At 72.0% G+C, this 12,512-nt stretch carries 16 protein-coding genes; 6 read left to right on the top strand and 10 right to left on the bottom strand.

Features of this window, described 5'->3' with window-relative positions; translation table 11 throughout:
- Positions 1-2: 2 nt before the first annotated feature.
- The 4 genes from ACTMS0_RS21430 to pdhA form a co-directional block, all read right to left on the bottom strand.
- Complete coding sequence (locus ACTMS0_RS21430) at positions 3-1,259, bottom strand: Ig-like domain-containing protein (protein WP_441157018.1); 1,257 nt, start codon at positions 1,257-1,259, stop codon at positions 3-5.
- Between the two features lie 274 nt (positions 1,260-1,533).
- A complete protein-coding gene (locus ACTMS0_RS21425; protein ID WP_441157017.1) occupies positions 1,534-2,880 on the bottom strand; it encodes a dihydrolipoamide acetyltransferase family protein in 1,347 nt (448 codons plus the stop codon).
- Complete coding sequence (locus ACTMS0_RS21420) at positions 2,877-3,893, bottom strand: alpha-ketoacid dehydrogenase subunit beta (protein ID WP_441157016.1); 1,017 nt, start codon at positions 3,891-3,893, stop codon at positions 2,877-2,879. The genes ACTMS0_RS21425 and ACTMS0_RS21420 overlap by 4 nt, the downstream gene beginning before the upstream one ends.
- Positions 3,893-5,089 carry a pyruvate dehydrogenase (acetyl-transferring) E1 component subunit alpha gene (pdhA, locus tag ACTMS0_RS21415; protein ID WP_441157058.1) on the bottom strand — a complete coding sequence of 399 codons (1,197 nt, stop codon included), beginning with the start codon at positions 5,087-5,089 and terminating at the stop codon, positions 3,893-3,895. The genes ACTMS0_RS21420 and pdhA overlap by 1 nt, the downstream gene beginning before the upstream one ends.
- Before the next feature lie 72 nt (positions 5,090-5,161).
- Between pdhA and ACTMS0_RS21410 the strand changes: the two genes are divergently transcribed.
- Positions 5,162-5,668, top strand: coding sequence for an Lrp/AsnC family transcriptional regulator (locus ACTMS0_RS21410; RefSeq protein WP_441157015.1), 507 nt, complete (start codon positions 5,162-5,164; stop codon positions 5,666-5,668).
- A 27-nt stretch (positions 5,669-5,695) separates the two neighbouring features.
- Here the strand turns inward: ACTMS0_RS21410 and ACTMS0_RS21405 are convergent, their stop codons facing one another.
- The 4 genes from ACTMS0_RS21405 to ACTMS0_RS21390 form a co-directional block, all read right to left on the bottom strand.
- Entirely contained in the window at positions 5,696-6,055 is a 360-nt protein-coding gene (locus tag ACTMS0_RS21405; protein ID WP_441157061.1) for a hypothetical protein, read from the bottom strand.
- On the bottom strand, positions 6,052-6,231 hold the full coding sequence (locus tag ACTMS0_RS21400; RefSeq protein WP_441157014.1) for a hypothetical protein: 180 nt from the start codon (positions 6,229-6,231) through the stop codon (positions 6,052-6,054). The genes ACTMS0_RS21405 and ACTMS0_RS21400 overlap by 4 nt, the downstream gene beginning before the upstream one ends.
- Positions 6,228-6,413 (bottom strand): hypothetical protein, encoded by a 186-nt coding sequence (locus ACTMS0_RS21395; RefSeq protein ID WP_441157013.1) that lies wholly within the window; start codon positions 6,411-6,413, stop codon positions 6,228-6,230. The genes ACTMS0_RS21400 and ACTMS0_RS21395 overlap by 4 nt, the downstream gene beginning before the upstream one ends.
- A 150-nt stretch (positions 6,414-6,563) precedes the next feature.
- Positions 6,564-7,775: a helix-turn-helix domain-containing protein gene (locus ACTMS0_RS21390; RefSeq protein WP_441157012.1), complete on the bottom strand. Its 1,212-nt coding sequence runs from the start codon at positions 7,773-7,775 to the stop codon at positions 6,564-6,566.
- Positions 7,776-8,074: 299 nt separating this feature from the next.
- Between ACTMS0_RS21390 and ACTMS0_RS21385 the strand changes: the two genes are divergently transcribed.
- From ACTMS0_RS21385 to ACTMS0_RS21375, 3 genes are read left to right on the top strand one after another with little or no spacing between them, the layout of a single operon-like run.
- Positions 8,075-8,533 (top strand): SRPBCC domain-containing protein, encoded by a 459-nt coding sequence (locus tag ACTMS0_RS21385; RefSeq protein ID WP_441157011.1) that lies wholly within the window; start codon positions 8,075-8,077, stop codon positions 8,531-8,533.
- Positions 8,530-8,880 (top strand): ArsR/SmtB family transcription factor, encoded by a 351-nt coding sequence (locus ACTMS0_RS21380; RefSeq protein ID WP_441157010.1) that lies wholly within the window; start codon positions 8,530-8,532, stop codon positions 8,878-8,880. The genes ACTMS0_RS21385 and ACTMS0_RS21380 overlap by 4 nt, the downstream gene beginning before the upstream one ends.
- 1 nt (position 8,881) lies before the next feature.
- Positions 8,882-9,325 carry an SRPBCC family protein gene (locus tag ACTMS0_RS21375; protein WP_441157009.1) on the top strand — a complete coding sequence of 148 codons (444 nt, stop codon included), beginning with the start codon at positions 8,882-8,884 and terminating at the stop codon, positions 9,323-9,325.
- Positions 9,326-9,358: 33 nt separating this feature from the next.
- Here the strand turns inward: ACTMS0_RS21375 and ACTMS0_RS21370 are convergent, their stop codons facing one another.
- Positions 9,359-10,333, bottom strand: a complete 975-nt coding sequence (locus ACTMS0_RS21370; protein WP_441157008.1) for a DNA polymerase domain-containing protein — start codon at positions 10,331-10,333, stop codon at positions 9,359-9,361.
- 93 nt (positions 10,334-10,426) lie between these two features.
- On the bottom strand, positions 10,427-10,657 hold the full coding sequence (locus ACTMS0_RS21365; protein WP_441157057.1) for a hypothetical protein: 231 nt from the start codon (positions 10,655-10,657) through the stop codon (positions 10,427-10,429).
- A 131-nt stretch (positions 10,658-10,788) separates the two neighbouring features.
- On the opposite strand from ACTMS0_RS21365, the gene ACTMS0_RS21360 reads away from it, so the two are divergent.
- Both ACTMS0_RS21360 and ACTMS0_RS21355 read left to right on the top strand, forming a co-directional pair.
- Positions 10,789-11,517: a histidine phosphatase family protein gene (locus ACTMS0_RS21360; RefSeq protein ID WP_441157007.1), complete on the top strand. Its 729-nt coding sequence runs from the start codon at positions 10,789-10,791 to the stop codon at positions 11,515-11,517.
- A complete protein-coding gene (locus ACTMS0_RS21355; RefSeq protein WP_441157006.1) occupies positions 11,501-12,370 on the top strand; it encodes an NAD(P)H-hydrate dehydratase in 870 nt (289 codons plus the stop codon). Before ACTMS0_RS21360 ends, ACTMS0_RS21355 begins: the two co-directional genes overlap by 17 nt.
- The last annotated feature ends 142 nt before the right edge of the window (positions 12,371-12,512 follow it).

Here is a 12,512-nt window from a genome sequence, read left to right as displayed (position 1 = left end):
GGTCAGCCGCCGCGGACGGACGGCACGGGCGCGGGAGAGCCGCCGGCGACCGCGCCGGGGTGCGGCAGCTGCATCGGGCTCGGCGCCAGACCGGCCGGCACGGGCAGGGCGCTGCCCTTGACGTACTTGTCCCAGCTCACGTTCCAGGCCGTCCAGCCGTTCCCCTCGTCCAGCTGCACCTCGGTGCCCTTGATCGTCACCAGGTCGCCGACCTGAGTGACACCCATCAGCCAGTCCGCGGCTTCGTTCGACACGTTGGTGCAGCCGTGCGAGACGTTGGTGTTGCCCTGGTCCCCCACCGACCACGGCGCCGCGTGGATGAACTCGCCGCCCCAGGTCAGCCGCTGGGCGTCCTCGACGTCGACCACGTAAGGGTCGGCCGAACCCCGGGTGTCGAACGTAGTGAACTCGTGCTTCTCCATGATCACCATCTTGCCGCTGGAGGTCGGCGTGCTCGGTTTGCCCATGCTGACCGGGATCTTCCGCGCCACCTTTCCGTCGCGGAGCACCGACATCTGCTTGGTGGCGTTGTCGATCTCCAGGGAGACCTGCTTGCCGATCTTCGAGGTGGCCTTCCGGTCGGAGTCGCCCACGTACTCCTTGCCGATCGGCAGGCCCTCGAGCCCCGCGCGGAAACTGATCGTGGTGCCGGGACGCCAGAAGTCGGGCGCCCGGTAGTAGACCTGGCTGCCGTCGGACACCCAGGACCACACCCCCGGCTGCGGCGGGTCGGTCTTCACGAACAATCGGCGCTGCACCGCCGCCCTGGCCTCTTTCGGAATGGGCGGGTCGAACGCGACGGTTACCGGCATCGCCGTTCCGTACGTCCGATTACCGGCGAAATACAACGTGCTGGTTATCGCCGGCTTGGTGGATTTCGGCATCGTGGTGAATGTCGTCTTCCGGGTGGTGGTCTTGCCGGAGTCACCGGTGGCGGTCACCTCGGCCGTGTACGTCCGGCGGGGCTTCAGCGGCGCGCTCGGCACCCAACCCGAGCCGTCCTCCCGGGGCTCCGCCGCGACCTGCCCGCCCTTGTCGTCGGTGAGCCGGACGGAGGTGACCCGACCGCCCTTCACGGACGTACCCACCTCGGCGCTGACCGGGACGTCCCGGGCCCGGTCGGCGGGCGTCACGGCCAGTTCCGGCGGGGCCGCCCGACCCTCCCCACCGGGCTTGCGGTCGGCGGTGCACCCGCCGAGGGCCAACGGTGCGGTCGCGACCGTCACCGCGAGCAGCGTCATTCGGCGCCTGAAATTCATGATGCGTCCCCCCGTTATTGCTTTCCCTCCGCCACATTCTCTCCAGCAGGGACGGTTTCGTACGCAATTTCGGCGAATCCGCGACCGCAATTGTCGACCCGTTTTCCGGTCCCGCGCCAATTGCGCCGCACGTGACCGGGCGTGCCCGATCGCCGCCTGCCGTCCGGCTTCGACCCACCGTGGTCCGATCGCGGTGATCCGGACCCCGTCGGACGTGGGATGGCGGAATGGCTGGCGGCGGCGCCGTGGGCGCCGCCGCCGGCCATCGGTCCGGTCAGAGGTTGGCGATCAGCAGCGCGGGCCGCTCGACGCAGTCCGCGACGTGCCGCAGGAAGCCGCCGGCCACCCCACCGTCGCAGACCCGGTGGTCGAAGGTGAGGCTGAGCTGCGTCACCTTCCGCACCGCGAGCTGCCCGTCGACCACCCAGGGCTTGTCCACGATCCGCCCCACCCCGAGCAGCGCCGCCTCCGGGTGGTTGATGATCGGGGTGGAGCCGTCCACGCCGAATACGCCGTAGTTGTTCAGCGTGAACGTCCCGCCGGTGAGCCGTGCCGGCGGCAGGGTGCCGGCCCGCGCCGCCGCCGTGGTCTCCGCCAGTGCGGCGGCCAGCTCGGCGGTGGTGAGCCGCTGCGCGTCCCGCAACACGGGCACCACGAGGCCCCGGTCGGTCTGGGCGGCGATGCCCAGGTGCACCCCGGCGGACTGGACGATCCGCTGCCCCTCGGTGTCCACCCGGGCGTTGAGCTGCGGGAACCTGCGCAGCCCGGACAGGCAGATCCGGGCCAGCAGCGCCAGGATGCTGACCGGCGCGTCCGGGGTGGCCGCGTTGATCGCCGCGCGGGTCTCCAGCAGGGCGGTCGCGTCGACGTCCACCCAGATGGTCACCTCGGGGATCTCGCGCCGGCTGCGGGACAGCTTGTCGGCGATGGCCTTGCGGATGCCGGTCAGCGGCACCACCACGTCGCCGTCGCCGAGCCCGACGTGCGGGTCCGGGACGTCCGGAACGGCGGCGAGCCGGGTCGGCGCGACGGTGCCGGCGGCCTCCACGTCGGCCCGGCGGATCACCCCGCCCGGCCCGGTGCCGTGCACCGTGGTCAGGTCCACACCGCGTTCCTTCGCCAGCCGCCGCACGATCGGCGAGATGACCAGTACGGCGCCCGCGTCGGCGGTCGCCGGAACGGCAGCCGCCGACGCGGGCGTACCGGTCGTCGCGTCCACCGCCGGGGCGAGGCGGGGCCGGCGGCGGCGCCGGCCCGAGCCGCCGTGGCCCGTGCCGTACCCGATGAGGACGTTGCCGGAGCCGGCGCGCTCCTCCTCCCGGTAGGTGGCGTGCCCGGCGGGCCCGGAAGCGCCGCCGGGCGCGGGCGCCACGGCCGCGTCCAGCGGCGCGACGGTGATCAGCGGCTGGCCGACCGGCCGCACCTCCCCCGCCGCGCCGTGCAGGGCCACGACCCGCCCGGCGTACGGGCAGGGCACGTCGACGACCGCCTTGGCGGTCTCCACCTCGACGACGGTCTGGTCCACCGTCACCGTGTCGCCGACGGCGACCCGCCACTCGACGATCTCCGCCTCGGTCAGCCCCTCCCCCAGGTCGGGCAGGAGGAAGACTTTCTCGCTCATGCCGCACCGGCCTCGGTCAGCCAGCGCGGGTCGGGCTGGTCGTCCCACTGGAGGCGGGCCACCGCGTCGAGCACCCGGTCCACCCCGGGCAGGTGGGTGTGCTCCAGCATCGGCGCCGGGTACGGGATGTCCAGGCCGGACACCCGCAGCACCGGGGCGTGCAGGGCGTGGAAGCAGCGCTCCTGCACCCGGGCGGCGATCTCCGCGCCGACCCCGGCGAAGCCCTGCGCCTCCTGGATCACCACGCACCGGCCGGTCCTCCGGACCGAGGCGGTGACGGTGGCGTCGTCGAACGGCACGATCGTGCGGACGTCCACGACCTCCAGGTCCCAGCCCTCCTCGCGAGCCGCCTCCGCGGCCTCCAGCGCGACCGGCACCGCCGGCCCGTACGCGACCAGGGTGGCGTCGGTGCCGGGCCGGCGGACCACGGCGCGGCCGAACGGCTCGGTCCGGGCCGACAGCTCGGCCTCGGCGCTGGCGAAGTAGAGCTTCTTCGGCTCCATGAACACGACCGGGTCCGGGTCGGCGATCGCCTCGCGCAGCAGGGAGTACGCGTCCTCGACGGTGGCCGGGGTGACCACCTTCAGGCCGGGGGTGTGTGCGTAGTACGCCTCCGACGAGTCGCAGTGGTGCTCCACCCCGCCGATGCCGCCCGCGTACGGGACCCGGATGACGATCGGCACGCTGAGTGCGCCGCGGGTGCGGTTGCGCAGCTTCGCCACGTGCGAGGCGATCTGCTCGAACGCCGGGTACGCGAACGCGTCGAACTGCATCTCCACCACCGGCCGCAGGCCGGACATGGCCAGGCCGACGGCGAAGCCGACGATGCCGGCCTCGGCGAGTGGGGTGTCGAAGCAGCGCTTGTCGCCGAAGCGGGCCTGGAGCCCGTCGGTGATCCGGAAGACGCCGCCGAGCTGGCCGACGTCCTCACCGAAGATGACCACCCGCTCGTCGTCGAGCATCGCATCGGCGAGGGCCGCGTTGAGCGCCTTCGCCATGGTCATGGTGGCCATCAGGCGTCCCGCTCCTCGGCGGCCGCGGCCAGTTCGGCGCGGACCTGCTCGCGCTGCTCGACGAGCTGCGGCGTCGGCTCGGCGTAGACGTGGTCGAACAGGCTCAGCGGGTCGACGGTGGGCTTGTCGTGCATGCGGTCCCGCAGGTCGGCGGCGTACGCCTCGGCCTCCTCGGCGACCGCGGTCACCGCCGCGTCGTCCAGCGCGCCCCGGGCCCGCAGGTACGTCTCCAGCCGGGCGACCGGATCCCGGTCCCGCCAGGCCTCCACCTCGTCGGCGTCCCGGTAACGGGTGGCGTCGTCGGCGTTGGTGTGCGGCTCCATCCGGTAGGTGTGCGCCTCGACCAGGAACGGGCCGTGGCCGGCGCGGGCGTGCGCCACCGCGCGGGCGAGCACCGCGAGGACGGCGACCGGGTCGTTGCCGTCGACCTGCTCGCTGGGCACGCCGTAGCCGACGCCCTTGTACGCGAGGCTCGGCGCGGCGGTCTGCCGGGACAGCGGGACGCTGATCGCGTACCGGTTGTTCTGCACGAAGTACACGACCGGGGCCTTGAACACGGCGGCGAAGTTGACCCCCTCGTGGAAGTCGCCCTCGCTGGTGGCGCCGTCACCGATGAACGCCAGCGCCACCGTGTCCCGTCCCTGGTACGCCTCCCCGTACGCGAGGCCGGCGGCGTGCACGCACTGCGTGGCGAGCGGGGTGCACTGCGGCGCGGTGCGCCGGGCGGCCGGGTCGTACCCGCAGTGCCAGTCGCCGCGCAGCAGGGTCAGCACCTCGACCGGGTCGATGCCCCGGGAGACCAGGGCCATCGACTCGCGGTAGGTGGGGAAGACCCAGTCGTCGTCACGCAGGGCGAGGATCGCACCGACCTGGCACGCCTCCTGTCCCCGGGAGGACGGGTAGACGGCGAGCCGGCCCTGCTTGGTCAGGGCGGTGGACTGGACGTCGAAGCGGCGGCCGATCACCATCCGCCGGTGCAGCTCGACGAGCGCCTCCACGGGCGGCTCGGGGTAGTCGGGGTGGGCCGGCAGCGGGGTGCCGTCGGGGCCGAGCAGGCGTACCGGCTCGCCGGCCGGCAGCAGCGCGCGGGCCGGATCCGGCGTGGTGGCCGGTCGGGGCGCGCGCCGGGACTCCCTGCGGACCGCCTGGGGTGTGGTCGTCACGGCGGGAACCTCCTGGACATCTGGTGCGCCTATGCTCCTGCCGTTGGATGATTGACTCAAGATCCGCCGCGAACGCGGGACGGATGGCAGACAGGGGGCACCGAGATGAGCCAGGAGTCCGGTCCGGAGGTGGACTCGACGCCCGGAACGGGACGATCGGCGCGGGCCCTGGACGAGGTGGACCGGCGCATCCTGGCCGAGCTGGTACGCGACGGGCGCACGTCGGTGCGTACGCTCGCCGAGCGCATCCACATCTCCCGCACCAACGCCTACGCCCGGGTCGAGCGCCTGATGCGCGACGGCGTGATCACCGGCTTCCGCGCACAGGTCGCGCCGGAGGGGGCCGGGCTCGGCACGTCGGCGTACATCGCGATCCAGATCGAGCAGAACACCTGGCGCGAGGTGTCCGCGGAGCTGGCGCGGGTGCGCTACATCGAGCACGCCGCACTGCTCGGCGGCGACCACGACGTGCTCGCCCTGGTCCGCGCGCCGGACAACGCCACCCTGCGCGACGTGGTGCTGAGTCGGGTGCAGAGCATCCCCGGGGTGCTCTCCACCCGCACGTGGCTGGTCTTCCACGAGTTCGACGGCGAGCTGAGCCCCTGGGAGTGACCTCCGGGGTCAAGAGCGGAATTGTGCTCAGTCAGGCAGCTTGCGCCACGACGGGTTGCCCCCGCGCCAAGCCCCTGCCAGGATGCTCGCCGAGCTACGGCTGGTGCACTCCAACACCTCTGAACGACCTTGGGCACCACCGATCTGCGCCTGCACTTCCCAACGCCGACCATCGGTACGGATGTAGACGTCGCGACGCCCTCGTGCGGTCCTGTCGCCGTTCCACCAGTGTTCCTCGACGATCACCTGGCGACCGTACCAGCAGGCGCGAGGCGGCAGCATCGCCGCCAAGCGCTGTTGTCCGGCCCGCTGGCGGGTGCGGCAGGGCCAGGGCGCGTCGCAGCCGCCGCAGCTCCAGATCGGCAGCACCGGGCCGTGCGTCGTCATGCGCCGCCTCCGAGCAGCGCCGCCGTCAGCGACCGCGCCTGCCGGCTGGTCGCCCATTCCACCTGCCAGCACGGGTACGGCGTGAGCCGCGCCCACCATGCCCGACAGCCGGCGCACGTGCCGTCGAGCCGTCGGACGTGCACGGCAAGGATCGTCTGCTCCTGGTCGCCTCTCACTGCGCCGCCTCCCCCGGCCAGTGCCCTCGGTTGATCGGGACGCGGTGCCGGGCGTGGCAGGGCAGGTCGGCTCCACAGCGGCAGACCCGCCGCCATCTACGCCAGCACCAGACCGGCCGGTGCCGCCGCGCGAGGGTGAGTGCGACGGCGGAGACATACTCGTCGTACGAGACGCGCCGCATGGTCCTCCCTCGCCGACTGCGAGGGCAGGTTGTCCGCCCCCGAGTGAGAGGGACGCGGCGGCCAGGCGATTCCGCACCGCCCGCCGCATCCCGTGAGGAGGAACCTACGGAGCGTTGCGGGGCGGAGCAGGTAGGTTTCGTACCCCTAGATCACGAAACGAGGCCGACCTTCAGCGCGAGGTCCCGCACGTCGTTCCGCACGGGACGGGGACGGTCGAGCAGATTCAGAGTGATCTGGCGGGCGTAGCCGTTGAAGCGGATCGTCTCCGGCGCCGACTCGTAGGCTTGCCGAAGCGCCGCCACGGTCGCCTCGTTGTCGCCCTTGCCGTAGTGGCCGCGAGCCACCTCGATGAGGTGTCGCGCACGGCGCGGCCTCGACGGGATGGCTGCCGGGTCAAGGCGCCTGGCCTGCCGCACCGCCTCGCCGGACTTCTGCAACTCGACCGCCACGGTCACGGCGTGGGCTCCCATGATGACGCGCGAGAACGACGTCTGCGGCTGGTAAAAGCCGTGTGGCAGACGCTGCGCCACCCGGTCCGCGCGATCCCAGTACCGCCAGGCACGGCCTTCCTCGCCAGCACGGGCAGCGGTGTAGGCGGCCTCGAAGTTCAGTGCTCCCCAGAGAGCGAGGAGATTCGCGTCCGCGTCGGACGTCCGCGGCTCCAGCGCCGAGACCACGTCCAGCGTCACCGTCATCGCGGTGTCCCAGTCCCCCGCGTCCCGGTGCACCTGGCACAGGAACCAACCCGCGCAGGCCAGCGCCTCGGGGTCTCCGGACTCCTGAGCCGCCACCATCGCCCGGTCGGCGACCCGCCACAACAGCTCGGCGGCAGGCTGATAGGCGAGGAACATCTGTGCCAGCCCGAGCACCTCGGCCAGCAGGGCCTGCGCCTGCCGACGCTCATCGCCCTCGTAGGCCAACGCGGCACGCTGGGCGTCCTGCAGCAGGTCCGGGAGCAGAGCGCCGAGCACCGTGCGATGGTCGGAAGCCTGATGACGTGCCCGCCAGGCCGCGACGAGGCGGTCCCTGATCTGCGTCAACGGCTTCGGAGCGACGTCATCGGACAGCGGGAAGCGGTTCACGGCGTCGCGGACAGAGGCCAGTGCCGGGTGTTCCGGCCCGTTGACGACGGCAGAACGATCGCTCAGCTCGCCGACCAGGGCCGCTACGTCGACCTTGAGAGCACGGGCGATCCGATCCAGCATGTGGATACGCGGCGGCAGGATCCGATCTGTCTCCACGGCCTTGACCCACTCGGCGCTCCGACCGACCAGTCCGCCCAGGACAGCCCGGGTCTTGCCCGAGCGCTCACGGTAGAGCTTCAGACGTTGTCCGAAGGTCAGCTCGGGCACCGAGTCCATTTCGGACCTCCCTGTAGCACGGGATGCGTCGGCCGGCCTACCTGCCGCCGTCGTGACCACCGTACTCACGGCCAACGCAGCGGATAACCCTCCGCGCCGAAGGCGGCGGACGTAACCGCCGATCCTCCCGTTCTCCGCGCCGCGGAAGTTGCGGGACATCGGCTTACCTGCGTGTTTGCTCATGTGCCATGGTCTGGGGTCAGACGGGTCGCCGCTCCTCGACGTGCAACCAAAGGTTGCGCATCGAGGTGAAGATGTTGTAGCTTGACGCAACCAAAGGTTGCGAAAGGTTGATGGGCATGGAGCACGGATCCATCGAGCGCGACATCCATGTCGACGCGTCGCCCGAGGTGGTCTTCGAGGTGATCAGTCGGCCCGAGCACATGCGGGAATGGTGGCCCGACGACGCACGGTTCGAGCCGGTCGCGGGCGCACCCGGCGAGCTCGTCTGGCGCGACGCGGAGACCGGCGAGACGATGACCGTCGCACTCGCCGTCGTCGAGGTCGACCCGCCGAAGCGATTCTCCTTCCGGTGGTGCTTCTCGGACCCCGACCGGAACGGGCAGTCGCTGCTCGTCACCTTCGACCTGGTCCCGACCGGCGAGGGAACCCGGATCCGCATGACCGAGACCGGGTTCCGCGAAATGGGATGGGAGATCGCAGTCCTCGAGGAGCAGTACCACGACCACGAGAGCTCGTGGGACCACTACATCCGGGCGCTGGGCGCGTACGTCGCGCGGCTGGTCTCCACGTCATGAGCACGGTGGTCGATGACGACCTCTGGTCGGCGATCGGCGACCCCATCCGGCGCACGATGATCGACCTTCTTCTTGCCGAGGGACCAGGCACAGCCACAGCACTGAGCGAGCGACTACCCGTCACCCGCCAGGCCGTATCGAAGCACCTGGCCGTCCTGGACCGGGTCGGTCTGGTTCACGCCACGCCGGCCGGTCGCGAGCGTCACTACCACGTCGACGAGGCGCAGCTCGCCCGAGCTGTCGCCCAGTTGTCAGCGGTCGGCGCCACCTGGGACGCCCGACTCCGCCGGATCAAGCGGATCGCCGAGGCCATCGAACGCACCCGCAACAACAACCAAGGAGAATGACATGGTCGACATCCTGCACCGGATCGGCGTCGTCGCACCGCTCGACGACGTCTACCGAGCAGTGGCAACTCCAGAGGGCATCGCCGGCTGGTGGACGACCGACACGACGGGCAAGAGCGAGGTCGGCGGGCAGTTGGCCTTCCGGTTCGGCGACGTCGGTGGCTTCGACATGGAAGTCCTGCAGCTCGATCCCTCCGGCCGCCTGCGGTGGCGGGTCACCGACGGCCCCGAGGAATGGATCGGAACCGAGATCGACTGGCGCCTCGACCAGCGCGGCGAGTACACGATCGTCCAGTTCACGCACGAGGGCTGGCGCGAGCCGGTGGAGTTCATGCACCACTGCAGCACAAAGTGGGCGACGTTCCTGATGAGTCTCAAGGAGCTTGTGGAGACCGGGCGCGGCAGGCCGGCGCCGGACGACGTCAAGATCGGCGATTGGCACTGATCTGCGCCCTGCAAGCCGGGCAGGGGCAGAGCCTCACCGCTCAGGCGGGGCCTCCAGCCCCTCCCGGTCGGCCAACTCCAGCAGCGGCTCCAGCGAGTACGCGCGGTCGTCGAGGCCGGCGTGCGGGTCGCCACGCTCGGCGAAGCGCGCCGGCATCGTCGTGACGTCGAAGTCCTCCGGCCGGACGTCGTCCAGCTCGGACCAGTCCAGCGGGGCGGACACCAGCGCCGCCGGGGCCGGCCGGATCGAGTACGCCGAGGTCATCGTGTGGTCACGGGCCATCTGGTTGTAGTCGACGAACACCGGCCGGTCCCGCTGGTCCCGCCACCACGTCGTGGTGACCAGGTCGGGGCGGCGGCGCTGCATCTCCCGGCCCAGCGCCAGCACGGCGCGCCGGCAGTCGCCGAAGCTCCACCGGGGCTCGATGGTGAGGTAGACGTGCAGCCCCCGGCCGCCGGTGGTCTTCGGGTAGCCGACCAGCCCCAGCTCGTCGAGGAACGCGCGGACCTCGTGCGCCACCGGCACCACCTGGTCGAACCCGACGCCCGGCAACGGGTCCAGGTCGATGCGGAGCTGGTCCGGCCGCTCGACGTCGTCCTTCGTGACCGGCCACGGGTGGAACCGCAGGGTGCCGAGGTTGACCGCCCAGGCCACCACAGCCAGCTCGCTCGGCGCGACCTCGTCGGCGGTCCGTCCGCTGGGGAACGTGATGTGCGCCGTCTGCACCCAGTCGGGCGCACCGGCCGGCAGCCGCTTCTGGTAGAAGGCGTCGCCGCGGTTGTCCTGCCGGGTGGCGATCTTGGCGCCCTCGAAGACGCCGCGCGGCCAGCGCTCCAGCATGGTCGGCCGGTCCCGCAGGGCGCGCAGGATGCCGTCGCCGACGGCCAGGAAATAGCGCACCACGTCGAGCTTGGTCAGCCCGCGCTCCGGAAAGTACGGCTTGTCCGGACTGGAGACCCGCACGACGCGCTGTCCGACCCGGATCTCCTCCGCCGCCGTCGTCGCCACGCCTCACACCGTAGTCGGCCGCGGGGCGCTCGGCGGGGACACGCCGCCGGCCGGACGGCTCCGGTGAGCGGTCCGGCCGGCGACACGCCGACCTCAGCGCCCTTCCGTCTGCAAGCGCGCCATCAGCATCTGCTTGCCCTGCTCACCCGCCTTGCGGTTGTTCTCCTGGATCTTCCGGAACCACGTGGCGAGTTCGCTGTCTCCTCGGCTTTCCGCGTCGGAGATGTACGTGTCCATCCGGTAGATGTTCTCCAGGGACATCTGTATCGCGTGGATGAGGTCGTAGTTCTTGTCCTTGAGGGCGCTCTTCTGTTCCTGTGTCATGGTCGCCACGGCGTACCTCCCCTGTCCGTGTTCAGGTCGAGCCAGCGCTTACCCGCCGTCGGCCAGTTCACGCATCGAAGCGCCGGCACCCCCGCGGTTACCCGGGGATGCGCCGGGGTAGGGGGTGCCGCATGGCGGAACTGGCGGCGCTGTGGATCGTCCGGCACGGCGAGAGCACGGCGAACGTGGCGGCCGGGGCGGCCGAGGCGTCCGGTGCCGAGCTGATCGACCTCACCCACCGCGACGCCGATGTGCCGCTCAGCCGCACCGGGGAGGAGCAGGCCCGGGCCACCGGTCGGTGGCTCGCCGGGCTGCCGCAGGCCCGCCGCCCCGACGTGGCGGTGGTGTCGCCGTACCTGCGTGCGCGGCGTACCGCCGAGCTGGCTCTCGACCGCACCGGCATCCCGTGCACCCGCGACGAGCGGCTGCGTGACCGGGAGCTGGGCATCCTCGACGGGCTGACCGGGCACGGCGTGCGTCGCCGGTACCCCGAGGAGGCGGCGCGGCGGGACCGGCTCGGCAAGTTCTACTACCGCCCGCCGGGCGGCGAGTCGTGGACGGACGTGGCGCTGCGGCTGCGCGCCCTCCTCGGCGACCTCCGCCGCGACCACGAGGGCCGGCGGGTGCTGCTGTTCGGCCACGACGCCCTGGTCTTCCTGACCCGTTACCTGGTGGAGGGGCTCACCGAGGAGGAGCTGATGGCGTTGACACGTGCCCACGTCATCGCCAACTGCTCGGTCACCGGCTGGTCGGTCGACGACGGCCGGCTCCGCCCGGACGTGTTCAACGACGTACGCCACCTGCGGCGCGAAGGCGCCCGGCCGACCAGGGAGGACGAGGTCCATGCCGAACCGGTCTGACACCCGGGTCATCACGCCGGCGCTGCTGCGGGACTGGGCGCTGCCCGTACCGTCCGGGGGCAAGGAGTCGCGGGGCACCGTCCTGGTGGTCGGCGGCTCCCGGTTCACGCCCGGCGCGGTGCTGCTCGCCGGGGTGGCCGCACTGCGGGCCGGCGCCGGGGTGCTCCAGCTCGCCGCCGCCGAGTCCACCGCCACCGCGCTCAGCATCCAGGTGCCCGAGGCACTGGTGATCGGGCTGCCGGAGACCGCCGACGGGGCGGTGGCCGGCCGGTGCGGTGACCGACTGAGCGAACTGGTGGCCGAGGCGGACGTGGTCGCGGTCGGCCCGGGCCTCAAGGACGTGGACGAGGCCGGCGACCTGCTGCGCGTGGTGCTCGACGCCGCCCGCCGGGAGACGCCGCTGGTGCTCGACGCGTACGCCCTGGGGGCCCTCAGCCACGCGCCGGACCTGCTGGTCGGCGCGGGCCGTCCGGTGGTGCTGACCCCCAACCGCACCGAGGCACGCCACCTGCTCGGCCGTGACCCCGGCGACGACCTGGACGCGGAGGCGACCGAGCTGGCCGGCCGGTACGACGCCGTGGTGTCGCTGTACGGCCACATCGCCGCGCCGGACGGGCGGACCTGGCGGGAGGAGAGCGGCGACGCGGGGCTCGGCACCTCGGGCAGCGGCGACGTCCTCGCGGGTCTGCTGGCCGGTCTGCTCTCCCGGGGCGCGGAGCCGGCGCAGGCGGCGTGCTGGGGTGCGTTCGCGCACGCCGTGAGCGGGCAGCGCCTCGTTCCGCAGTACGGCCGGATCGGTTTCCTGGCCCGCGAGCTGCTCGACGAGATCCCGCACACCCTCGCCACCGTCTGACACGTTTTGTCCGCCACGACAAGTGTGTGTAACGCCACACGAACATCCGGCGCTGTCTTCAACGGTGACGGGCACCCTGCCCGCCGCCCGCCGGTCGCCTCCCCACCAGGGAGCGCCGGCCGCACGACAGCCCCTGGGAGTC

The organism is Micromonospora sp. H33, from assembly GCF_052068455.1.
In the GTDB taxonomy this organism is placed as follows: Bacteria; Actinomycetota; Actinomycetes; order Mycobacteriales; family Micromonosporaceae; genus Micromonospora.
The sequence above is the reverse complement of the archived record's forward strand: the minus strand, read 5'-3'. Positions and strand labels throughout refer to the sequence as shown.